19 protein-coding genes are annotated in these 21,536 nt (G+C 72.0%); 13 read left to right on the forward strand and 6 right to left on the reverse strand.

The genetic code is table 11. The features are described from left to right. Nucleotides 1-34: 34 nt before the first annotated feature. Nucleotides 35-3,313, forward strand: a complete 3,279-nt coding sequence (locus HNR07_RS05905; protein WP_221318731.1) for a bifunctional cytochrome P450/NADPH--P450 reductase — start codon at nt 35-37, stop codon at nt 3,311-3,313. Between the two features lie 143 nt (nt 3,314-3,456). On the opposite strand, the gene HNR07_RS05910 is transcribed toward HNR07_RS05905, so the two are convergent. After that, nucleotides 3,457-5,280 (reverse strand): glycoside hydrolase family 13 protein, encoded by a 1,824-nt coding sequence (locus tag HNR07_RS05910; RefSeq protein WP_184362910.1) that lies wholly within the window; start codon nt 5,278-5,280, stop codon nt 3,457-3,459. 229 nt (nt 5,281-5,509) lie between these two features. Between HNR07_RS05910 and HNR07_RS05915 the strand changes: the two genes are divergently transcribed. Then, a complete protein-coding gene (locus tag HNR07_RS05915; protein WP_184362913.1) occupies nt 5,510-6,031 on the forward strand; it encodes a GNAT family N-acetyltransferase in 522 nt (173 codons plus the stop codon). A gap of 306 nt (nt 6,032-6,337) precedes the next feature. Here the strand turns inward: HNR07_RS05915 and HNR07_RS05920 are convergent, their stop codons facing one another. After that, nucleotides 6,338-6,652 (reverse strand): aldo-keto reductase family protein, encoded by a 315-nt coding sequence (locus HNR07_RS05920; protein ID WP_246420138.1) that lies wholly within the window; start codon nt 6,650-6,652, stop codon nt 6,338-6,340. Nucleotides 6,653-6,740: 88 nt separating this feature from the next. Between HNR07_RS05920 and HNR07_RS05925 the strand changes: the two genes are divergently transcribed. After that, the gene (locus tag HNR07_RS05925) at nt 6,741-7,349 is read left to right on the forward strand and encodes a TetR-like C-terminal domain-containing protein (protein ID WP_184362916.1); all 609 of its coding nucleotides are present in this window, start codon (nt 6,741-6,743) and stop codon (nt 7,347-7,349) included. A 101-nt stretch (nt 7,350-7,450) separates the two neighbouring features. Here the strand turns inward: HNR07_RS05925 and HNR07_RS05930 are convergent, their stop codons facing one another. Beyond that, nucleotides 7,451-8,329 carry an aldo/keto reductase gene (locus tag HNR07_RS05930; RefSeq protein WP_184362918.1) on the reverse strand — a complete coding sequence of 293 codons (879 nt, stop codon included), beginning with the start codon at nt 8,327-8,329 and terminating at the stop codon, nt 7,451-7,453. Nucleotides 8,330-8,671: 342 nt separating this feature from the next. After that, nucleotides 8,672-9,535, reverse strand: a complete 864-nt coding sequence (locus HNR07_RS05935) for an NAD(P)H-binding protein (RefSeq protein ID WP_184362921.1) — start codon at nt 9,533-9,535, stop codon at nt 8,672-8,674. Between the two features lie 113 nt (nt 9,536-9,648). Between HNR07_RS05935 and HNR07_RS05940 the strand changes: the two genes are divergently transcribed. Together HNR07_RS05940 and HNR07_RS05945 are read left to right on the forward strand one after the other, a co-directional pair. After that, entirely contained in the window at nt 9,649-10,227 is a 579-nt protein-coding gene (locus HNR07_RS05940; protein ID WP_184362924.1) for a TetR/AcrR family transcriptional regulator, read from the forward strand. A gap of 23 nt (nt 10,228-10,250) precedes the next feature. Next, nucleotides 10,251-10,814, forward strand: a complete 564-nt coding sequence (locus HNR07_RS05945; protein ID WP_184362927.1) for a CGNR zinc finger domain-containing protein — start codon at nt 10,251-10,253, stop codon at nt 10,812-10,814. A gap of 472 nt (nt 10,815-11,286) precedes the next feature. On the opposite strand, the gene HNR07_RS05950 is transcribed toward HNR07_RS05945, so the two are convergent. After that, the gene (locus HNR07_RS05950) at nt 11,287-12,090 is read right to left on the reverse strand and encodes an IclR family transcriptional regulator domain-containing protein (RefSeq protein ID WP_184362929.1); all 804 of its coding nucleotides are present in this window, start codon (nt 12,088-12,090) and stop codon (nt 11,287-11,289) included. 179 nt (nt 12,091-12,269) lie between these two features. Between HNR07_RS05950 and HNR07_RS05955 the strand changes: the two genes are divergently transcribed. The 8 genes from HNR07_RS05955 to HNR07_RS05990 all read left to right on the forward strand — a co-directional run bounded on the left by HNR07_RS05955 (nt 12,270) and on the right by HNR07_RS05990 (nt 20,512). Then, nucleotides 12,270-13,178 (forward strand): CoA transferase subunit A, encoded by a 909-nt coding sequence (locus HNR07_RS05955; RefSeq protein WP_184362932.1) that lies wholly within the window; start codon nt 12,270-12,272, stop codon nt 13,176-13,178. Beyond that, nucleotides 13,175-13,930 (forward strand): CoA-transferase subunit beta, encoded by a 756-nt coding sequence (locus tag HNR07_RS05960; protein WP_184362935.1) that lies wholly within the window; start codon nt 13,175-13,177, stop codon nt 13,928-13,930. The genes HNR07_RS05955 and HNR07_RS05960 overlap by 4 nt, the downstream gene beginning before the upstream one ends. Nucleotides 13,931-14,114: 184 nt before the next feature. Continuing rightward, entirely contained in the window at nt 14,115-15,290 is a 1,176-nt protein-coding gene (locus HNR07_RS05965) for a thiolase family protein (protein ID WP_184362938.1), read from the forward strand. Between the two features lie 120 nt (nt 15,291-15,410). Continuing rightward, nucleotides 15,411-16,154 (forward strand): protocatechuate 3,4-dioxygenase subunit beta, encoded by a 744-nt coding sequence (pcaH, locus tag HNR07_RS05970; RefSeq protein ID WP_184362941.1) that lies wholly within the window; start codon nt 15,411-15,413, stop codon nt 16,152-16,154. Next, nucleotides 16,151-16,732, forward strand: a complete 582-nt coding sequence (gene pcaG, locus HNR07_RS05975) for a protocatechuate 3,4-dioxygenase subunit alpha (RefSeq protein WP_184362945.1) — start codon at nt 16,151-16,153, stop codon at nt 16,730-16,732. The genes pcaH and pcaG overlap by 4 nt, the downstream gene beginning before the upstream one ends. Before the next feature lie 94 nt (nt 16,733-16,826). Next, complete coding sequence (gene pcaB, locus HNR07_RS05980) at nt 16,827-18,392, forward strand: 3-carboxy-cis,cis-muconate cycloisomerase (RefSeq protein ID WP_184362948.1); 1,566 nt, start codon at nt 16,827-16,829, stop codon at nt 18,390-18,392. Continuing rightward, on the forward strand, nt 18,382-19,521 hold the full coding sequence (pcaDC, locus tag HNR07_RS05985; protein ID WP_184362951.1) for a bifunctional 3-oxoadipate enol-lactonase/4-carboxymuconolactone decarboxylase PcaDC: 1,140 nt from the start codon (nt 18,382-18,384) through the stop codon (nt 19,519-19,521). The genes pcaB and pcaDC overlap by 11 nt, the downstream gene beginning before the upstream one ends. Nucleotides 19,522-19,678: 157 nt before the next feature. After that, nucleotides 19,679-20,512 carry an isocitrate lyase/PEP mutase family protein gene (locus tag HNR07_RS05990; protein ID WP_184362955.1) on the forward strand — a complete coding sequence of 278 codons (834 nt, stop codon included), beginning with the start codon at nt 19,679-19,681 and terminating at the stop codon, nt 20,510-20,512. 105 nt (nt 20,513-20,617) lie between these two features. Here the strand turns inward: HNR07_RS05990 and HNR07_RS05995 are convergent, their stop codons facing one another. Next, on the reverse strand, nt 20,618-21,454 hold the full coding sequence (locus HNR07_RS05995; RefSeq protein ID WP_184362959.1) for an SAM-dependent methyltransferase: 837 nt from the start codon (nt 21,452-21,454) through the stop codon (nt 20,618-20,620). Nucleotides 21,455-21,536 lie beyond the last annotated feature (82 nt).

Below are 21,536 nucleotides of genomic sequence, written 5' to 3' on the forward strand. Positions count from 1 at the left end.
TCGTGTAACATTGTCACTCGACAAAGTCGGTTGCATGAGCCCGTGGGAAGGCGACCGACCCACCACCGAGGGGGACCGCACCATGACCGCAGCCACCGACACAGGACTCACCCCGATCCCGGAGCCGCCCGGCCTGCCACTGATCGGCCACACCCTGGACTTCCTCGGCTCGGAGGGGTTCATCGCCCAGCTGAGTGCTCTGGCCCGCGGCGCCGGGCCGATCTTCCGGGTGCGTCCGATGGGGCAGGAGTTCGTCTGCGTCACCGGGCCCGACCTGGTCGCCGAACTCAGCGACGACACCCGCTTCCGCAAGCACGTCCACGAGGACCTGCGCTTCCTGCGCGGCCTGGCAGGGGACGGCCTGTTCACCGCCTTCGGGCACGAACCCAACTGGCGCAAGGCCCATGACATCCTGCTGCCCGCCTTCTCCCTGGGCGCCATGCGCGACTACCACGCCACGATGCTCGACGTCGCCCGCGAGCTCGTCGGCAAGTGGGACCGTCTGGCGGGCAGCCCGGTGGACGTCACCGAGGACATGACCCGCCTGACCTTCGACACCATCGGCCGGTGCGGGTTCGACTACGACTTCGGCTCCTTCGGCCGCGACGACCAGCACCCCTTCGTCGACGCCATGTCCCGGGCCCTCGCCCACGCGCAGAAACGCTCCGGCTACCTTCCCGGCACAGAACCCCTGCACATGGGAGCCCGTGCCGCCTTCGACCGCGACGTCGCCTACATGGGCGAGGTCGTCGACACCGTCATCCGTGAACGCCGCGCCTCGGGTGACACCTCGACCCACGATCTCCTCGGGCGGATGCTGCACACGACCGACCCGGTCACCGGACAGACCCTGGACGACCTCAACATCCGCCACCAGGTGATCACGTTCCTCATCGCCGGGCACGAGACCACCAGCGGTGCGCTCTCCTTCGCCCTGCACTACCTCACCCAACACCCCGCGGTCCTGGCCCGGGCGCAGGCCGAGGTCGACGCCCTGTGGGGGGACACCGACAGCCCCGATCCCTCCTACGGCGACGTCGGCAAGCTCCGCTACGTCCGCCAGGTCCTCAACGAGGGTCTGCGCCTGTGGCCCACCGCCCCCGCCTACGTGGTCGAACCCCTGGCGGACAACGTGATCGGTGGCCGCCACGCCGTCGCCGCCGGAACCCCGCTGCTGGTGTTCACCCCGCTTCTGCACCGGGACGCGGCCTGGGGCGACAACGTGGAACTCTTCGACCCCGAACGCTTCTCACCCGAGCGTGAGCAGGACCGACCCGTCCACGCCTACAAGCCCTTCGGCAGCGGCGAGCGCGCCTGCATCGGCCGCCAGTTCGCCCTGCACGAAGCAACTCTCGTCCTCGGCCTGCTCATCCACCGCTTCCGCCTCATCGACCACGCCGGCTACCGGCTCCGGGTGAAGGAGACCCTCACCGTCAAACCGGACGGGTTCACCCTGACTCCCGTTCGCCGCAGCTCGGCCGACCGACGCTCCGTCCAGGCGAACGCGAGCCCGCTCTCCGCCCCGGTGGCCGAGGCCGCGCCCCCGCGGGGCGCCGCCACCGTGCTCCGGGCACCCGGAACCGCCCTCACCGTCCTGTACGGCTCCAACCTGGGCACCTGCGCGGCCCTGGCCCGCCACCTCGCCGAGGAGGGCAGCGGACACGGTTTCACCACCACTGCCGCTCCTCTGGACGAGGCCGTCGCGGCGCTCAGCCCCGACAGCGGGCCGGTGCTCATCACCGCCGCCTCCTACAACGGCCGCCCCACCGACGACGCCGCCCGTTTCCTGGACTGGCTCGCCACCCTCGGCCCCGACGACCTCACCGGGGTCCCCTACGCCGTCCTGGGCGTGGGAGACCGCAACTGGGCCGCCACCTACCAGCACGTCCCCACCCGTATCGACGAACTCATGCACGCGGCGGGCGCGACCCGCATGCTCGACCGGGCGGCCGCCGACACCTCCGGTGACTACGCGGGCACCGTCGACACCTGGACCGCACACGCCTGGGCCCACCTGCTCGGGGAGTACGCAAACCCCACCGAGGCCACCACCGAACCAGCCCCGGCGCAAGGCACGGGTACCTCTGGGGAGCCCCTCTACTCGCTCGTCCCGGTCGCGTCCACCGTCACCGGCGGCCTCACCGAACAGCACGGGCTGAGCCCCATGACCGTGCTGGAGAGCCGCGACCTCGTCGACACCGGCCACCCGCTCGCCCGGCCCAAGCGCTTCCTGCGCGTCGCACTGCCCGAAGGCCTCACCTACCGGACCGGCGACCACCTCGCCGTACTGCCCCGCAACCCCGACCGGCTGGTCAACCGGGCCCTGGCCCGCTTCGGCCTGGACCCCGAACAGACCGTCGAGCTCCGGCCCCGCCGCCGCTCGCGCTCGGTCCTGCCGGTGGACCGCCCGCTCACCGTGTGCCGACTGCTCACCGAGTTCGTGGAGCTGCAGGCGCCCGCCACCCGCGAACAGATCCGCCTCCTCGCCGAACACACGCCCTGCCCGCCCGAACAGCGACCACTGGCGGCCCTGGCCGAATCGGTGGAGAACGAGGAGGTCCCTTCGGCCCACAGCGTCCTGGACCTGCTGGAAGCCCACCCCGCCTGCGCTCTGCCCTTCGAGCGCTACCTGGAGTTCCTCCCGGTCCTGCGGCCCCGGCACTACTCGATCTCCTCCTCGGCCGCGGCCGCTCCCGGCGAGGCCGACCTCATGGTGGCCCTGCTGGAACAGCCGCACCGCGCGACCGGGGGAACCTTCCGGGGTGTGGCCTCCGAGTACCTGCACCGGGTCGGTGCCGGGGACACCCTCCTGGCCCGGGTCCTGCCCTGCGCCGAAGCCTTCCGTCCGCCCGCGGACCCGGCCGTCCCGGTCATCATGATCAGTGCCGGAACCGGACTGGCGCCCTTCCGGGGGTTCATCGCCGACCGCGTACACGAGGGGACCGGCGGCCCGGCCCTGTGCTACTTCGGCTGCGACCACGAGGACGTGGACTACCTGCACCGCGAGGAACTGGAGGCGGCCGAACGGGCCGGAGCGGTCCAGTTGCGCCCCGTCTTCAGCCAAGCGCCCCAGAACGGGGACCGCTACGTCCAGGACCGCATCACCCGTGAGGGTGAGGAGGTCTGGGACCTGCTCGAACGCGGCGCCCGAGTGTACGTGTGCGGTGACGGCCGCGCCATGGCCCCCGGTGTCCGCGCCGCCCTGCACGGCCTGCACACCCGCTTCACCGGATCCGATTCCGCCGGTGCGCACGCCTGGCTGGAAGACCTGCGGGAACAGGGAAGGTACGTGGAAGACGTCTGGGCGGGCTGATCCGGCCACGCGCGTTGTCCCGCTGACCGCTGATCCACGGGCCGCCCCCGGGCCGACCGGCCCCGGGGCGGCCCGTGCTGTTGTCCGGACCTCAGGGGAGGATCCGGGGATCCGCCCGCTTCAGCGTGCCCGCGTCCGCCTCGTCAGGCCCGGGTGCCGACCGCCACCGCGTAGCCCGGGCCCTCGGCGGACAGTTCCACCTTCTCGCCCGGCCGCACCCGTGCCTGACCCTCGCTCGCCACGACCTCGAACCCCGCCGCGTCCAGCTCCTCCGGAGCGGCGATCCGGTCCCCGTGCGGGCCGTCGGTCAGGTGCACCAGGACCACCTGCTCGCCCAGGGTGCGCAGGAACGTCATGTGGTGCTCGCCAGCGTCCAGCCAGCGCAGCCCACCGCTCTGCAGCGCGGGCAGCTCCCGGTGCAGGGCCAGCAGGCGGCGGTGGGATGCCAGCACCTGGCGGTCCCAGTCCTGGGGCCGGTGCCAGGGCATCGTGCGCCGCGAGTTCTCCCCGTCGCGCCCCTCCAGCCCGATCTCGTCACCGGCGAACACGAACGGCACCCCCGGCAGCGTGGCCTGGGCGGCCACACCCACCGCCTGACGCACCGGGTCGCCCACCACGGTGCGAAAACGCGCGGAGTCGTGGGTGCTCAGCGCGTTGACGCTGTGCGTGCGCACCCGCCAGGGCAGTCCGGCGTTGGTGGCCCGCATCGCCCGCACGGCCTCGGCCGCACCGCTGCTGGGCAGCGGCGCCGACGTGTGCGTGGCCGCGTACCGCACCCCTTCGGGGCCGGTGTTCAGCCAGGCCCACACCGGTCGGGTGAACCCGGCGTAGTTCATCACCCCGTGCCAGCCGTCGTGGCGGGTGTCGGGCCCGGCGTCGTAGAAGTGCTCGGCCAGCAGCCACGCCTGCGGGGCCGCCTCGCGCATCCGGGCGGCGATCTCCCCGGAGACCTCGTGGTTGACGTCCTGGGCGCCCAGGCGGCCGGTCATGTTGGCCACGTCGATCCGCCAGCCGTCCAGCCCCTCCTCGCCGCCCAACCGGTCCACCAGCACCGAGTCGTCAGCGCCGTACACGCGTTCGCGCAGCGCCGCGGAGGAGTAGTCGAGCTTGGGCAGCGAACGCACGTTCAGCCAGCTGACGTAGTCGTCGGGGTGCTCGTCGAAGTAGTAGTAGCCCGCCTCCTCCGAGTCCGGGTCGGCCTTGGCGGCCAGGAACCACTCGTGTTCGTCTCCGGTGTGGTTGGTGGTGAGGTCGCCCATCACCTTCATCCCGCGTGCGTGCGCCTCCCGGGTCAGGGCGTTCAGCGCCTCGTCACCGCCGAGCAGCGGGTCCACCTCGGTGAAGCTGGAGGCGTCGTAGCGGTGCGTGGAACGGGCCGGGAAGAAGGGGGTGAGGTACACGACCTGAGCGCCGAGCTCGGCCAGGTGGTCCAAGTGGCGGCGCACCCCCTCCAGAGTGCCGCCGTAGTACTCTCCGGGCGCTGCCGGGCCGAACCCCGCGGGTTCGTCGTCCCAGGCCCGGGGCACCGCCCAGTCCGGGTGGTCGGCCAGCGGACCGAGGGAGTCGTCGTCGCGGGCGAACCGGTCCGGGAAGATCTGGTAGACGGTGGTCCCGGGCACCCAGGAGGGCGGGTTCGGCGCGTTGACCAGCCGGAAGTTTCCGTCGTCGGTGACCTCGTGGTCGTGTGCGCCCGCCTGGTTGAGCCAGGTGTAACGGCGCTCGCGCACGATCGCGAAACGGTAGGAGGTCACCACCTCCTGCACGGGGATGTGGACCGCGAACCAGCTCACCCCGTCCGCGGTGTGCTCCAGTTCGCCCTCGACCAGGCCCGACTCGCCGTCCTCCACCACGTTCGCGTACACCGCGTCCGCGCCGCCGGGGACCCGCACCCGCAGGCGCGCCCGGTTCCCGTCGAGGGTCACGTAGTCGGGTGAGCCGTCGTGGTGGGGGTCGTGGCTGAACAGCATGTGGGGACTCCGTAAGTGCCAAGAGGAAAGAGCAAGTCACATAATGGCAAGAATCAGGCGTGATCGCGAAAGTTTTTACGTATTGATCTTGCGTTCGACGGAATCTGCGCAGCCCAGCCCCGTCAGGGATTCCGGTGGCCCCGGAGGCTGAAAGGCCCCGGCGCACGCGAGCCCAGACTCATGAGGTACCCCCCTGTCCTGGTGGTTTCTCTCGGGTTACCGTTGTGGTATGAGCCTTGAGCTGCCAACCGAACGACTCCTGATCAGGGAGTGGGAGCTGGGCGATGCCGATGCGGCCCTGCAGATCTACGGGGCCGAGGAGGTCGCGCACTGGCTGACGCCGGAGTGGCAACCGGTAACCGACATCAGCGCGATGCGCTCGGTGCTCCACGCCTGGATCGAGGCGGGACCGAACCTGATCCCGCCCGCCGGGCGCTGGGCGATCGTCCGTAAGGAAGACGGACAACTGGTGGGAGGGCTGTCGTTGAAGCTGCTTCCGCCCTTCGAGGAGGACTTCGAGCTGACCTGGGCGCTGCGCCCGGACGTGTGGGGTCAGGGCTACGCCACCGAGGCGAGCCAGGCCATCATCAGCTGGGCGTTCAAACAGGGGATCGAGGAGGTGTTCGCGGTCGCACGGCCGCGCAACGAGCGGGCGATCGCCGTCGCGCGCAGACTCGGTATGGAGTGGGTCGGCGAAACCGAGAAGTACTACGACATGCGCTTGCAGGTGTTCCGTCTGCGTCCCAGCTGAACCCGGGGGCCGCGGCTGCCACGACAGCCGCGTCGCGTAGGGGGCAAAGCCGCGCGGGGAACACGGCCGCACCGGGCGGCATGGCCGCACTGAGGACGCGGCCACGCGACCAAGGGTGCTGGCACACAGCTTGACGGCCGCGCGGACGCGACCCCTCGGAGGGCTCCTCCGGCGGGTCGCGTCCGCGTGGCCGGGTGTATGGCCGGTCGTGTGTTCACCGAAGCCCCCGCGGGCCGTCGCGACAGCCAGTGGATCCACACCTGTGGCACGGTCCGCACGTTCTCGGCGGTCACCTTCGAGAGCACGTCAACCACGTCGGGGAGCAGCTCCTCGACCACCGGCGGTCCGGGCCGCGGGTGCGGTGCGGACGGTTGCGCTCGGGCAGGGGCGACCCCTTAGGGCCTGGACCAGGACTTCCTCGGCCGCGCCGTCGGAGGAGGCGTCGGCGCTGTCGAACGGGGGCACTCCGGCGTCCAGGCATCGGTCCACCGGCTGTCGGGCCTGTTCGGGGCCGGTGGTGCCCCACTCCCCGAACAGGGGGCCGCTGCCTCCGAAGGTGCCGGTGTTCGGGCTGAGTTCGGGGACGCGCAGGCCGCTGGCGCCCAGATGTCGGTAGCGCATGGCACGCCAGAGCTAATAGCACGAAAATCCCGTTATTACGGCGCGTAGGCTAGCAGAAGAGAACCGTTAACGGAATGGGAGTCCCTTCATGGTGCAGGCAGGGGAACCCGGGAGTACGCGTCCGGGCGGCCGGACCGCCCGGGTGCGCGCCGCCGTACTGGCCGCCGCGGGCGACGCGCTCGCCGAGAGCGGCATGGACGGCCTGGACCTGACCGATGTCGCCCGCAGGGCCGGGGTCGGCCGGACCACCGTCTACCGCCGCTGGGGAACGGTTCCCGCCCTGGTGGCCGACCTGCTCCAGGACATGGCCGAGCAGTCACAGCCCAGGGTCGAGACCGGGTCGCTGCTCAAGGACCTGCTCGCCAACGCCCGGCTGGTCCGCGAGACCCTGGCCCACCCCCGCCAGGGGCGCCTGTTCAAAGCGATCATCGCCGCCGCCACCTGCGACGAACGCACCGCCCGGGCCCTGCACCGCTTCTACGAGGTGCGCATCAGCGAGTGGGCGCCCTGCGTGGAGCAGGCGGTGGAGCGGGGCGACCTGCCCGAGGGAACCGACGCCCGCGAGGTCATCCGCGCGGTCTCCGCGCCCCTGTACTACCGGCTGCTCGCCAGCGGCCACCCCCTGGACGAGGCCACCGCCGAACGCTGTGCGCGGGCGGCCGCCGTGGCCGCCCGCGCGGGTGTCTATATGCGTTGAGCGAGGGCCCCGGTTCCCGGGGGCCGGGGTTGCCCGTGCCGCGGCGGCGTGCGCCCGGGGCCGGATCCGGCCCCGGATCCGGACGCACGGTTCGCGCTCGCTCAGGACAGCAGCTGACTGATCCGCTCGACCTCTTCGGGGGAAAGGCGTACCGCGGCGGCCGCCGTGTTCTCCTCCAGGTGGGCCACCCGTGAGGTGCCCGGGATCGGCAGCATCACGGGGGAGCGGTGCAGCAGCCAGGACAGTGCGAGCTGAACCGGGCTCACCCCGTGCTCGGCGGCGATCGCGGCCAGCGGGGAGTCAGCCGCGGCCATCTCGCCCCGGCCCACCGGGGCCCAGGGCAGGAAGGCGATCCCGTCCTTCTCGCACTGTTCCAAGACGTCCTCGGACTGGCGGAAGGACGGCGCGTACTGGTTCTGTACCGAGGCGATCGGGGTGATGGCGCGGGCCGCCGACAGTTCGTCCACGCTCACCTCGCTCAGTCCGATGTGACCGACCTTGCCCTCGCCCTGGAGCTCCACGAGGGCGCCGAGCTGGTCGGCCAGCGGCACCTCGGGGTCGATGCGGTGGAGCTGCATCAGGTCGATCCGCTCCACACCGAGGTTGCGCAGGCTCACCTCCACCTGCTGCCTGAGGTACTCGGGGCGGCCCAGCCGGTGCCACTGCGCGGGACCGGTTCGCACGAACCCGGCCTTGGTGCCGATGACCAGGTCGTCGGCGTAGGGGTACAGCGCCTCGCGGATGAGCTGTTCGCTGATCTGCGGGCCGTAGGAGTCGGCGGTGTCGATGAAGTTGATTCCGAGCTCGACGGTCCGGCGCAGTACGGCCAGGGCCTCGTCCCGGTCGCGGGGCGGGCCCCACACCCCTTCACCGACGATCCGCATGGCTCCGAACCCCAGGCGGTGGACGGGTAGGTCGCCTCCGAGGAGGAGGGTTCCCGCCTGCTCGGCGATGTGGGGTGTGCTGTGTGCGTCGGTCACTGTTTTCCTTCCACTGCGGCACGGCGGCCGGGTCTGTGCCATGGTGCCAGCTCGACCGGGGCGGCCGGTGTCCGCCGCTCCGTGTCGCCCCTCCGGCCGGGACGGCAGGATTCCAGGCACCGCCGGGGCGCGCAAGGTGCCCGGTTCGCGCCCTGGGGCGAGGGGCGCCTTGAGGGCGGCCGATTCGGCGTCGCGGCCCGGCCCGACCCCGGTATCCCGTTCAGGGCCACCCGAACCCGGACTCACCGGTGCCGGCCGACCGCGAGTTCGTGCGGGGCGTCCGCGGCGCCATCGGCCGCCGGGAGGCCTTCGGCACCGTCCTGCCCGAGTGCTCGCCGGGTATTACCGGAAGGCGTCCAGGTGGTCGGCGACCCACTGGGCGTAGGTGCGCCCGGGGCGGCCGATCACCCGCTCGTAGTCCTTGGACACGAACTCGTCCGCGGCCCACCCGGTGCTGTCCTCGGGATCGGGCTCCCACAGCAGCCAGTCGCAGATCTCGAGCGGCACACCTTGGGAGATCCACATCTCACGGGCCTGGGCCGTGGTCAGGTGCTCGAAGGTGATCTCGCGGCCCAGGGCCCGTGAGATCACCGCGGCTCGCTCAGCCGGGGTGATGTGCTCGGGGCCGGTCACCTCGTAGGCCCGGCCGTGGTGGCCGTCCTCCACCAGGGCGGCCACCGCCATGTCGGCCATGTCGGCCTCATGCACGGGGACCCCGGGGTTGTCGCCGTAGGGCGCGCGGATCACGCCCTCGGCGCGGACGGAGTCCGGGTAGGAGTCCAGGTCGTTGACCATGAACTCGCCTCCGCGCAGGTGTGTCCACTCCAGTCCCGAGCGCTCCACGGCCTCCTCCACCGGGCGGTGGTGCTGATGGCCGAAGTTGTCGGAGGTGTCGGCCTCGGGGTCGGTCTCCACGGAGGCCGAGGACATCAGCACGATACGCCGGGTCCCGGCCGCCCTGATCCGCGCCACGACCTCCTCGGCCGTCTCGGGGTGCGGGTAGAGCATGACCGCCTCCACGCCGTCGAAGGCGCCTTCGAGGCTCTCGGGTCGGTCGAGGTCGCCCGCGACGGCTTCCACGCCCTCGGGGAAGACCCGGTTGGCCGGGTCGCGGCTGAGCGCGCGGACGGCGGCTCCGCGCTCCAGAAGGCGCGGGACCACTTCGGAGCCGACGGTTCCGCTCGCTCCGGTCACCAGGATGCGCATGGTTCGGGGTCCTCTCGTCGAGTTGATGGGGTTTCATTAAATCATAATGGGACATGCATGTCTCATAAAGAGTCTGAACTCCCCCGTTTTGGTGCGGACGATAGGTTGGCGCCATGACGAGCACCGAGAACCCGAGGGTGGGGGTGCGCGCCAGGACCCGCAGTGCGATCCTGCGCGCGGCCGCCACCGTCCTGGCCCATGACCGCAACGCCCCGCTTTCGATGGTCGCCGAGGCGGCCGCGGTGGGTCGCAGTACCCTGCACCGCTACTTCCCCGAGCGCGAGGAACTGCTGGCCGCCACCTACCAGGAGGCGCTCTCGGAGATCGGCCGGGCGATGGACGAGGCCGCGGTGGAGGAGGGGCCGGCGCTGGAGGCCATGCGGCGGGTGGTCGCCGCGCACGTGGAGGCGGGTGACTGGGTGACCTTCGCCTTCGGTGACACCGCCAACGAGGCCTTCGACGACGCCCCGTCCGGTACCGACCCTGAGCCCGCTATCCTCACCGACCTGGTCAAGCGCGGGCAGCGGGAAGGGGCGTTCGACCCCGACGCCGACCCCAACTGGGTGGTCCAGGTCCTGTGGGCCCTGGTGTTCACCGGGCTGGAGCGGGCCGAACGCGGGCACATGCCCCGGCACTCCGTGGCCCCCACGGTGGTGCGCACCCTGGAGCGGGGGATCGGCGTCCGGGGGTGAGTCCTGCCTGGTGTAATGGATTCATGCACCTGAACCCTTACGGACAGGATCCCCTGGCCCTCGCGGTGGACCTGGTGAACCGCCCGTGCGCGGACACCGCCGACCTGGAACAGCGTTGCGCCGGGGCCGGGTTCCTCCTGGAGCGCGCGGTGGGGGAGGCGGACCTGGCCGCCGTCCGCGATTTCCTGATCGGCTGGGCCGAGGTCATCGACAGCCCGGACGAGCCCACTCGCGCCGCGCGGCTCAACGCCCTCCTCGCGGAGTACTCCGGGCCGCCGAGGCTGACCGACCACGCGGGCACCGGCTGGCACCTGCACTACCGGCCCGACGATCTACCCGCCCACCGGCAGATCGCCGCGCTGGTCGCGGTCGGCACCGCCCTGCACCTGACCGGTCGGGGTATGAGCCGCCTGGGCCGCTGCGCCGCCCGGGACTGTACGCACGTGTACGCCGACTTCTCCCGCAACGGCCGCCAGCGGTACTGCTCGTCGGTCTGCGGAAACCGCGACGCCGTCCGCCGCCACCGGGTCCGCGCCGCGCGGGAGAACGGGGGACGCGAGAGCGGGAGGGCTCTGCCCGGAACCTGATCCGGCTCGTTCTCCGGTCCGGGGTGGTAGACGGGCCCCAAAGGGGCCCAACGGCCCAACGGTAACTACCAACGGCAACGGTAACTGCCCCGGACTTCGGCCGGAGCCCTCCCCAGCCCGGAGCCCAGCGGCTGGCCGTGTCGCGGCCGCTCACTACCCCGGACGGGAAAGCGGCAGCGACGGCAGCGGGCTCCTCACCTGCGCGGGGACCGGGTTGCGTGTCGCGGCCGGTCACGCGTGCCATCGGACCCCCGGTGGCGAGGGTGGAGTTCAGCGCTGGGGCCCTTGGCCCCGGGCCAGCCGGGGTGTCCGTCACCCGCACCTGGGGGGTGTCCGCTGCTTCCAACCCCCCCTCACCCCCGATGATCTTGCTACCAGGGGCAAGTTCGGCGCCGAACTTGCCCCTGGTAGCAAGATCATCTTCGAAAAAGGGGGCCGAAACCGGGCCCGAGGTCCGGCCGGCCCTCCCCGGTCAGCGGGAGGGGTCGCGGCGGGCGACGGAGGCGAGATCGGCCTCGATGCGGGCCGTGGTCTCCAGGAGCGCGGGGAGCAGGTCGCGGCGCACGTCATCGATGGAGGAGCGGTTGGCGTGCGCGGACACGTTGGCCGCGGCGATCACCCGGCCACTGTCGTCGCGGATGGGCGCGGCCAGCGAGCGCAGGCCCTCCTCCAGTTCCTGGTCGACGATCGCGTAGCCCTGTTCGCGCACGCGCAGGATCTCCGCGCGCAGGTCGGCGGTGTCGGTGATGGTGAACCGGGTCAGTGGCTTGAGCTCCACCCGGTCCAGGTAGGCGGTGAGCTCGGTGTCGTCGTATCCCGCGATCAGGACCCGGCCCATCGAGGTGGTCGAGGCGGGGAAGCGGGTTCCCACGGCGATGGACACGGCCATGATCCGCGAGGTGGCCACGCGGGCGACGTAGAGGACGTCGTCGCCCTCCATGACCGAAACCGAGGCGGACTCGCGCACCCGGGCGGACAGGTCCTCCAGGTGCGGCTGGGCGACGTCGGGCAGCCCGGCGGAGGCCACGTAGGCGTAGCCGAGCTCCAGGACGCGCGGGGTCAGGGAGAACATGCGGCCGTCGGTGCGCACGTATCCCAGGTCCACCAGGGTCAGCAGGAAGCGCCGGGCTGCGGCCCGGGTGAGGTCGGTGGCGCGCGCGACCTCGCTGAGCGTCATCGACGGGTGATCGGCCGAGAAGGCGCGGACGACCATGAGTCCCCTTTCCAGGGACTGAACGAAGTGGGCTCCGCGGTCGGGGGCGTCTTCGGTGGTCATGATGCCTTCCAGATTCGGGGGCAGAAGGTGGGGCCGTGTCGCGGCGTGGCTTGGTCATCGAGATGTTCTCATACCGAACAGTCGGGGCATGCCTTGACCCTTCCTGTGATCGGCGCTACCGTCATATCCAGTTGTTCGCACTGTGAACATTCATTCGCTATACGAACGGGAGGGTCACCATGGCCGTGCCCCTGGACGAGGCGGTTCGGCAGCTCATCCACGACGGGGACACCGTCGCCCTGGAAGGGTTCACCCACCTCATCCCCGTGGCGGCCGGGCACGAGATCATCCGGCAGGGCCTGCGCGGCCTCACGCTGGTCCGGATGACGCCCGACATCGTCTACGACCAGCTCATCGGCGCCGGATGCGCGCGCAGACTGGTGTTCTCCTGGGGCGGCAACCCCGGCGTGGGCTCGCTGCACCGCTTCCGCGACGCGGTCGCCGCCTCCTGGCCCGGCCCGCTGGAGATCGAGGAGCACAGCCACGCCGGGATGGCCAACCGCTACGTCGCGGGCGCCTCCGGGCTGCCCTTCGCGGTCCTGCGCGGCTACAGAGGCACCGACCTGGTCGAGCACAACCCCAACATCAAGACGGTCTCCTGCCCCTTCACCGGTCAGGAGCTGGCCGCCGTCCCCGCGCTCAACCCCGATGTCACCGTGATCCACGCCCAGCGCGCGGACACCGCGGGCAACGTGCAGCTGTGGGGCATCGTCGGCATTCAGAAGGAGGCCGCCCTGGCCGCCGACCGGGTCCTGGTCACCGTGGAGGAGGTCGTGGACGCCCTGGACCCCGTTCCCGGACAGGTGATCCTGCCCAGCCGGGTCGTGGACGCGGTGAGTGTGGTCCCCGGTGGCGCCGCTCCCTCCTACGCGCACGGCTACTACGAGCGCGACAACGCCGCCTACAAGGCCTGGGACACGATCGGCCGGAACCGCGAGGCCTTCACCGCCTGGCTCGCCGAACTCACCTCGACCGAGTCCGGTTCCACGGCCGCCGTGCTCTCCGGGGCCGCTCCGACCACCTCGACCCCCACGGCGTCCGCCGCCCCGGACGCCGGTGACCCCGAACCCGCTGGGAGAGGCACGTGACCACCGTGACCTGGACGTCCGACGAGATCATGACCGTCACCGCGGCGCGCTCGCTACGCGACGGGATGGCCTGCTTCGTCGGCATCGGCCTGCCCAGCACCGCCGCCAACGTGGCCAGCCGCACCCACGCTCCCGACCTGTGGATGATCTACGAATCCGGCACCCTGGGCGCGACCCCCGACCACCTGCCGCTCTCCATCGGAGACGGGATCCTCGCCGACACCGCCGACGCCGTGGTCTCCGTCCCGGAGGTCTTCAACTACTGGCTCCAGGCCGGACGCATCGACGTCGGGTTCCTGGGCGCCGCCCAGATCGACCGGTACGCCAACATCAACACCACCGTCATCGGTGACTACGACGACCCCAAGGTGCGCCTGCCCGGAGCGGGCGGCGCCCCCGAGATCGCCGCCTCCTGCCGTGAGGTGGTCGTGATCATGCGGCACAGCCGCCGTGCGTTCGTGGACAAGGTGGACTTCGTGACCTCGGTGGGTCACGGGTCCGGCTCCGGTGACCGCGAACGGCTCGGGCTGACCGGATCCGGTCCGGTCCGGGTCATCACCGACCTCGGCGTGCTCGAACCCGATCCGCGGACCCGCGAACTCACGCTGGTGGGCGTGCACCCGGGCGTGGAGGTGGCGGCGGTACGCGAGGCCACCGGCTGGGACCTGCGGATCAGCGACGACCTCGCGCGGACCCCGGACCCCACCGGCGCCGAGCTCTCCGTGCTCCGCTCCCTCACCGGGGCGGCCTGAGCGATGCGCCCTACGCGGGAGCCGTCGGGGTCACGGCACGGATCCGAGCCGAGGCGGACCGGGGTCGGGCGCCTGGCCCGATACAGTACCTAACACTGTTAGGTAATGGTGCCGGGGTCGCCCCGGAGCCCGCCCGACGGGCCCGCGTTACGGATCCACACCCCTCGAACCCAGGAGGCCCACGGTGACCGACGTCCACGTCCTCGACGCCGTCCGCACCCCCTTCGGCAAGTACGGCGGCGCCCTCTCCGGAACCCGCCCCGACGACCTCGCCGCGCACGTCATCAGCGCCCTCGCCGAGCGCGCGCCCCGCCTCGACCCGGCCGCCGTCGACGAAGTCGTCCTCGGTAACGCCAACGGCGCGGGCGAGGAGAACCGCAACGTCGCCCGCATGGCCACCCTCCTGGCCGGGTTGCCGACCACCGTCCCCGGCACCACGGTCAACCGGCTCTGCGGCTCCGGCATGGAAGCCGCCATCCAGGGCGCTCGCGCCATCCAGACCGGCGACGCCTCCCTGGTCATCGCCGGGGGAGCGGAGTCCATGAGCCGGGCCCCCTGGGTGCTGCCCAAACCCGCCAAGGGTTTCCCCGCCGTCAACGCCACCCTGCACTCCACCACCCTGGGCTGGCGCATGGTCAACCCGCGCATGCCCCAGAAGTGGACCCTCTCCCTCGGCGAGAGCACCGAGGGCCTGGCCGGTCAACACGGCGTCAGCCGGGCGGACCAGGACGCCTTCGCCCTGGCCAGCCACACCAAAGCCGCACGGGCCTGGGCCGAAGGCACCTTCGACGCCGAGATCGTCCAGGTCGAGGGCGCCCGCCTGGACCGCGACGAGAGCATCCGCGAGACCTCACCCGACAAGCTCGCCGGGCTCAAGCCGGCCTTCCGCGACGACGGCACCATCACCGCGGGCAACGCCTCACCCCTCAACGACGGCGCCGCGGCCCTGCTGCTCGGCGACGCGGCGGCGGCCAAGGCCACCGGCCTGGAACCCCTGGCCCGCGTGGTCAGCCGGGGCGTGGCCGGGGTGGATCCCGACGTGTTCGGCATCGGCCCGGTCCGCGCCGCGGAAATCGCCCTCGAACGCGCCGGGATCGGCTGGGGCGACCTGAGCGCCGTCGAACTCAACGAGGCCTTCGCCGCCCAGTCCCTGGCGTGCGTGCGCGCATGGAAGGGGCTGGACCCCGACATCGTCAACCCCAACGGCGGAGCCATCGCCATCGGTCATCCGCTCGGCGCCTCCGGGGCGCGTGTACTGGGGTCGCTCGCCCACGAGCTGCGCCGCCGGGGCGGAGGATGGGGGCTGGCCGCCCTGTGCATCGGGGTAGGCCAGGGCCTGGCCGTCGTCCTGCACGCCTGATGCCGCATGCCTGAGGCCGCACGCCCGAAGGCACACGCCTGACAACGCGTGACCGATGTCCCCAGCCGCGGGCCCCGACCGTCCCGGGGCCCGCTCCGACGCTCCGAAAGGAAGCACCGCATGTCCACCACCTCCGGGCTCCACGTCCCCGGCTACGTCCGCGACCACAGCACCCACCCGCCGCTGGACTACCCCGGGTACAGGAGCACCGCGCTGCGCCACCCCAAGCGCCCGCTCACCCTCCTGCCGCACATGCTCACCGAGATCACCTCACCCGTACTGGGACAGGACCGCCTCGGCCCCGACGACCACGACCTCACCCGCCAGCACGAGGGCGAACCCCAGGGCCAGCGCATCCTCGTGCACGGCCAGGTCCGCGACAGCGACGGCCGCCCGGTCCCGCACAGCCTGGTGGAGGTCTGGCAGGCCAACGCCGCCGGCCGCTACCGCCATACCGGCGACAACTGGCCCGCCCCGCTGGACCCCAACTTCACCGGGGTCGGACGGGTCCTCACCGATGACCGGGGGCGCTACCGGTTCGTCACCGTCCGGCCGGGCGCCTACCCCTGGAAGAACCACCAGAACGCCTGGCGCCCCGCCCACATCCACTTCTCGTTGTTCGGGCGGGCCTTCACCCAGCGCCTGGTCACCCAGATGTACTTCCCCGACGACCCGTTGTTCTTCCAGGACCCCATGTGGCAGTCGGTCCCCGACGACAGGGCCCGCGAACGCATGCTGGCCCGCTTCGACTACGAGTCCACCGAACCCGAGTGGGCCCTGGCCTACAAGTGGGACATCGTGTTGCGCGGACGCGAACAGACCCCGTTCGAGTCCGAGGAAGAGGTCCTGGAGGAGGACGAGTGAGCGCTCACGGCAACCAGACCGCGGTCCCCACCACCCCGTCCCAGACGGTGGGCCCCTACCTGCACATCGGCCTGCCCTGGCCGGACGGCCCCTTCGCCGTCGCCGAGGACACACCCGGCGCGCTCTGGCTGCGCGGCACCGTCTACGACGGCGCGGGCGCCCCCGTCACCGACGCCCTCGTCGAGACGTGGCAGGCCGACCCCGACGGTCGCTTCGACCACCCCGACGACCCCCGGGGTGCTCGCGAACTGCCGGGCTTTCGCGGCTTCGGACGCTGTCCCACGGACGCCTCGGGCTCCTACGCGATCCTCACCCTCAAACCCGGCCCGCTCCCCGGGCCCACCGGCGACCAGGCACCGCACGTCGACATCTCCGTCTTCGCGCGCGGCATGATGCACCGGGTCGTCACCCGCCTGTACTTTCCCGAGGAGGAGGCGGCCAACGCGGCCGACCCCGTCCTGAGCTCCATCGAGGACCCGGCCGCCCGCGCCACCCTCGTCGCCGGCCGGGAGGAGGACGGCTATCGCTTCGACATCCGCCTCCAGGGAGAGCAGGAGACCGTCTTCTTCGACGTCTGAATCCCCGACGTCCGCCCCGACCGCGGGTGCCCGTCGCGCCGTCGGCTGCCCGCGGCCGAGCGAGCCCGCCCCTGAGCAAGACAAGGAACCATCTATGACCGGCCTGTTCGACGGTGTTCTCAACCACGGTCCCCTGGGACCGCTCACCGACGACAGCGCCTGGCTCCAGGCCCTGCTCGACGCCGAGGCCGCCCTCGCCCGGGCGCTGGTGGTGAGCGGTCACGTCACGGACCGGCAGGCCGAGACCATCGCCGCCGCCTGCCAGGTCGACCGCTTCGACCCGGCCGCCCTGGGCCGGGCGGCCGAGGACGGCGGCAATCCCGTGATCCCCCTGGTCAAACAGCTCACCGCACACGTGCACGAGACCGATCCCGAGGCCGCCCGCCACGTCCACCGCGGGGCCACCAGCCAGGACATCATGGACACCGCCGCCATGCTCCTGGTCCGCCGGGCCGGTCGAGCCCTGCACACCGAAATGTGCGCGCTCACCACCGACCTGCACGGCCTGGCCGACCACCACCGCACCACACCCATGCCCGGTCGTACCCTGCTCCAGCAGGCCCTGCCCACCACCTTCGGTGCCGTCGCCGCGGGCTGGGCCGCAGGGCTCACCGGGGCGGCGGAGCGGCTCGAGGACGTGCTCACCCACCACCTGGCCGCCCAACTCGGCGGCGCCGTGGGGACCCTCGCCTCCCTGGAGTCCCAGGCACCTCCCGAACCCCACTCATCCTCTGAAGCTCTCGCTCCCCAGGAGTCCCCGGCTACCCACGGAGCCCCACCTCCCCCGAGAACGCGTGCTTCTCCGGGATCACCCGCCCTGGCCGTGGCCGCCGCCTTCGCCGAACGCCTCGGACTCCCCGAACCCCTGCTGCCCTGGCACACCGAGCGCGGCCGTGTCACCGAGATCGCCGCCGCTCTGGGCCGGGTCTGCGGAGCGGTCGGAACCACCGCCCAGGACGTCGTCCTGCTCACCCAGACCGAGGTCGGCGAACTCACCGAGGAAGGCGGCGGCGGGGTCGGCGGGTCCTCCACCATGCCGCACAAACGCAATCCGGTCGCCGCCGTCAGCGCCCTGGCCGCCGCCCGCCAGGCCCCCGGACTGGTCGCCACCCTGTTCGCCGCGCAGATCCAGGAACACCAGCGCGCCGCCGGGGCCTGGCACGCCGAGTGGCTCCCCCTCACCGACCTGCTGCGGCGCACCGGCTCAGCGGTCTCCTGGCTGCGCGTGAGCGTCCAGCGCCTGCGCGTGCACCCCGACCGCATGCGCGCCAACCTGGACCTGACCCGCGGACTGGCCCTGAGCGAACGCCTCACCACCGACCTGGCCCCCGAGCTCGGTCGGCTGGAAGCCCACCGCAGGGTCACCGACGCCTGCCGGGAAGCCGTGGACCAGGGGCGCGACCCCGTCGAGGTACTGGCCGAGCACCTGCGGGTCCTGCGCACCCGCGAGCGCATCAGCGCCCTGCTCGACCCCGCCGACTACCTCGGCGCCGCTCCGGTGTTCACTGACCGGGTCACGGGTAGAACCGGCCAGGCAGGTCCCACCGGTACAGCGGCCAGCCGCGCTGGAACGTTTGCCGGTCCCACCGGTACGGAAACCGGCCCCGCCGACACAGCAACCGGCCCCAACGACACAGAAGAAGGAACCGATGAGCGTTGACCTCCACCACGTCGTGAGCGGACCCGCGGACGCGCCGCCCCTGGTGCTCGCCGGGTCCCTCGGCTCGACCGTCGGGATGTGGGAACCCCAGGTCGAGGCGCTGTCCACCGTCTTCCGGGTGATCCGCGTGGACCTGCGCGGCCACGGCCGCTCGCCTGCCCCCGAGGGCCCCTACAGCATGGTCGACCTGGGCGGGGACGTCCTGGCTCTGCTCGACCGGCTCGGCATCGAGCGCGCCCACTACGCGGGCCTGTCCATCGGCGGCATGGTCGGCCAGTGGCTGGCGATCAACGCCCCCGAACGCCTGGACCACCTCGTCCTGCTGGCCACCTCGCCGTACATGGGCCCCGCCCAGAACTGGCGCGACCGGGCCGCCCTGGCCCGTGACAAGGGCACCGCGGCCCTGGCCGACGCCGTGGTGGAACGCTGGTTCACCCCCGACTACGCCGCCGCGCATCCCCACGAGGTCACCCGCCTGCGCGACCAGATCGTGGACACCCCGGATGAGGGCTACGCCGGTTGCTGCGGCGCCATCGAGCACCACGACACCCGCGATGACCTGCACAGGATCACCGCGCCCACCCTGGTCGTCGCCGGGGCCGAGGACCCCTCCACCCCGCCCGACCCCCACGGTGCGCTGATCGCCGAACGCGTTCCCGGAGCCCGGCTCGCGGTACTCCAGGGCGCCGCCCACCTGCTGTCCTGGGAACAGGCCGCGCGGGTCAACACGCTCATCACCCAGCACCTCGCCGCCGCCGACCGCCACGAAGCCGGGATGCGGGTACGCCGCGATGTGCTCGGCGACGCCCACGTGGACCGCGCCGAAGCCCGCAAGACCGCCTTTACCGAACCCTTCCAGGACCTCATCACCCGCTACGCCTGGGGTGAGGTCTGGACCCGCCCCGGCCTGGACCGGCGCACCCGCAGCTGCATGGTGCTCACCGCTCTGGTCGCCCACGGCCACTGGGGCGAGCTGGCCATGCACGTGCGCGCGGCCCTGCGCAACGGCCTGACCCCCGACGAGGTCGGCGAGGTCTTCCTCCAGGCCGCCGTCTACTGCGGTGTCCCGGCCGCGAACAAGGCCTTCGCCATCGCCCAGGCGGTCTTCGACGAGGACACCCCCGCCTGACCCTGGAGACGGCGGGAGGCGGTTCGGGCCCGAGGAGGACCGGGGAGTCTGCCGATTCGCCGGACAGGGACCGCCCTGCCCGGTAACGTGGTTCTCGAACACCTGAACGAATGCCGTCGATGTTCGGCCGCGGAGCACGCGGCGTTGGAAGGAACCCATGGACAACACCGAACAGGCTCTGCGTGAGCGCGGGGAGCGTTTCCGGGAGCTGCACCGGGGGCCGGGCGCCTTCGTGGTGGCCAACGCCTGGGACGCCGGGACGGCCCGGTTGCTGGCGGGGCTCGGGTTCACCGCCCTGGCCACCACCAGCGCCGGGCTCGCGCACTCCCTGGGACACCGGGACGGCGCCGGGCTGGTCAGCCGGGAGCAGACCCTGGGCAACGCCGCGGCGATCGCGGCCGCCACGGACCTGCCGGTCTCGGCGGACCTGGAGAACGGGTTCGCCGACAGCCCCGAGGAGGTGGCTCGGACTGTGCGGGAGGCGGCCGGGACGGGGGTCGTCGGTGGTTCGATCGAGGACACCACCGCCGACCCCGACGCCCCGATCCACGAGTTCGGGCTCGCGGTGGAGCGGGTCCGCGCCGCCGCGGAGGCGGCGCGGGCACTGCCCTTCCCGTTCACGCTCACCGCCCGGGCGGAGAACTTCCTGTACGGCCGCCCGGACCTCGAGGACACGGTCCGCCGCCTGCGCGCCTTCGAGGAGGCCGGAGCGGACGTGCTGTTCGCGCCCGGGCTGCCGGACGCCGATGCCGTCCGAACCGTGTGCGCCTCAGTGGAGCGGCCGGTCAACGTCCTGGCGGCGGGGGCCGCGGCACAGATGTCGGTGGCGGAGCTGGGTGACCTGGGCGCGCGGCGGGTCAGCCTGGGGTCGGGGCTGTCGCGCTCGGCGCTGACCGCGGCCCTGGCGGCCGCCCGCGAGGTCGCCGAGCACGGAACCTTCGCCCGGATGGCCGAGGCCGACTCCAACCCCGAGATCCACCGACTGCTGTAAGCCCGGCACCGACTGCCGCGACCTCTTTCGCCCCGGCCGCTACCAGCCCTGCGCCTGGCCCGGCCGCTGCCTGCTGGCCGTGCGGGCCCTCTTGCTCTGGGTGCGTCAGGGTTTGAAGGCCACTCCGGCCAGTTCCCAGCGTTTGACGTCCGCTTCCTTGGGACGGGCCACCGGATCCCGGTCGGGGTGGCGCCAGGTGCTGCAGTCCACGGCACGGGGGCCCTGGTCGCGGCCGTCGGTCCAGGGGCTGACCAGCTCCAGTCCGGCGAAGACCTGGGAGGCCTCCTCCGGGCTGCGCACCCGACCCCACGGGGTGCCGAAGGACAGGATCTTGTCGGTCATCCAGGCGGCCGCCGCGGTGTCGTCCGAGACGATGTGGGAGAAGATCACGCAGGACCCGGGGGCCAGCCGACCCATCAGGTCGCGCACCAGGCCGAAGGGGTCGGACTCGTCGGGCAGACAGTGCAGCAGGGAGACCAGCATGACGCAGACCGGCAGATCGGGGTCGATCAGCCCCTGCGCCTCGGGGGAGCCGAGGATGAGGTCGGTGTCGCGCATATCGGCCATCAGGAAGGCGGTCCCGGAGCTGTCGGCGACCAGTGCCCTGCCGTGGGCCAGCACGATGGGGTCGTGGTCCACGTAGAGCACCCGTGCCCCGGGGTTGGCCCTCTGCGCCACCTGGTGGGTGTTCTCCCCGGTGGGCAGTCCCGCACCGAGGTCGAGGAACTGCTCCACCCCCCGGCCGCTCACGTACTCGACCGCGCGTCCGAGGAAGGCCCGGTTGTCCCTGGCGAAGGAGACCAGCTCGGGGATCCCCGCGGCGAGTACCTCGCAGGCATTCCGGTCCGCCGCGAAGTTGTCCTTTCCTCCCAGTAGGTAGTCGTACATCCGAGCGATGCTCGGAGTGTCCATGTCGATGTGGGGGGGGAAGCGATCGGCCATAAGGAGAGGTACCAATCAGGACTAGATCGTGCGGGGTCGTATCCAGTCGAATCGTAACCATGTTTCGGTGCGCTTACCGGCG

The organism is Nocardiopsis metallicus (assembly GCF_014201115.1).
GTDB classification, from domain to species: domain Bacteria; phylum Actinomycetota; class Actinomycetes; order Streptosporangiales; family Streptosporangiaceae; genus Nocardiopsis; species Nocardiopsis metallicus.

Bases quoted from the DNA above. Each gene is read 5' to 3' on its own strand.
- HNR07_RS05905 (WP_221318731.1), top strand. From the start codon at position 35: ATGAGCCCGTGGGAAGGCGACCGACCCACCACCGAGGGGGACCGCACC.
- HNR07_RS05910 (WP_184362910.1), bottom strand. From the start codon at position 5,280: ATGCTGTTCAGCCACGACCCCCACCACGACGGCTCACCCGACTACGTG.
- HNR07_RS05915 (WP_184362913.1), top strand. From the start codon at position 5,510: ATGAGCCTTGAGCTGCCAACCGAACGACTCCTGATCAGGGAGTGGGAG.
- HNR07_RS05920 (WP_246420138.1), bottom strand. From the start codon at position 6,652: ATGCGCTACCGACATCTGGGCGCCAGCGGCCTGCGCGTCCCCGAACTC.
- HNR07_RS05925 (WP_184362916.1), top strand. From the start codon at position 6,741: ATGGTGCAGGCAGGGGAACCCGGGAGTACGCGTCCGGGCGGCCGGACC.
- HNR07_RS05935 (WP_184362921.1), bottom strand. From the start codon at position 9,535: ATGCGCATCCTGGTGACCGGAGCGAGCGGAACCGTCGGCTCCGAAGTG.
- HNR07_RS05940 (WP_184362924.1), top strand. From the start codon at position 9,649: ATGACGAGCACCGAGAACCCGAGGGTGGGGGTGCGCGCCAGGACCCGC.
- HNR07_RS05945 (WP_184362927.1), top strand. From the start codon at position 10,251: ATGCACCTGAACCCTTACGGACAGGATCCCCTGGCCCTCGCGGTGGAC.
- HNR07_RS05950 (WP_184362929.1), bottom strand. From the start codon at position 12,090: ATGACCACCGAAGACGCCCCCGACCGCGGAGCCCACTTCGTTCAGTCC.
- HNR07_RS05955 (WP_184362932.1), top strand. From the start codon at position 12,270: ATGGCCGTGCCCCTGGACGAGGCGGTTCGGCAGCTCATCCACGACGGG.
- pcaH (WP_184362941.1), top strand. From the start codon at position 15,411: ATGTCCACCACCTCCGGGCTCCACGTCCCCGGCTACGTCCGCGACCAC.
- pcaB (WP_184362948.1), top strand. From the start codon at position 16,827: ATGACCGGCCTGTTCGACGGTGTTCTCAACCACGGTCCCCTGGGACCG.
- pcaDC (WP_184362951.1), top strand. From the start codon at position 18,382: ATGAGCGTTGACCTCCACCACGTCGTGAGCGGACCCGCGGACGCGCCG.
- HNR07_RS05990 (WP_184362955.1), top strand. From the start codon at position 19,679: ATGGACAACACCGAACAGGCTCTGCGTGAGCGCGGGGAGCGTTTCCGG.
- HNR07_RS05995 (WP_184362959.1), bottom strand. From the start codon at position 21,454: ATGGCCGATCGCTTCCCCCCCCACATCGACATGGACACTCCGAGCATC.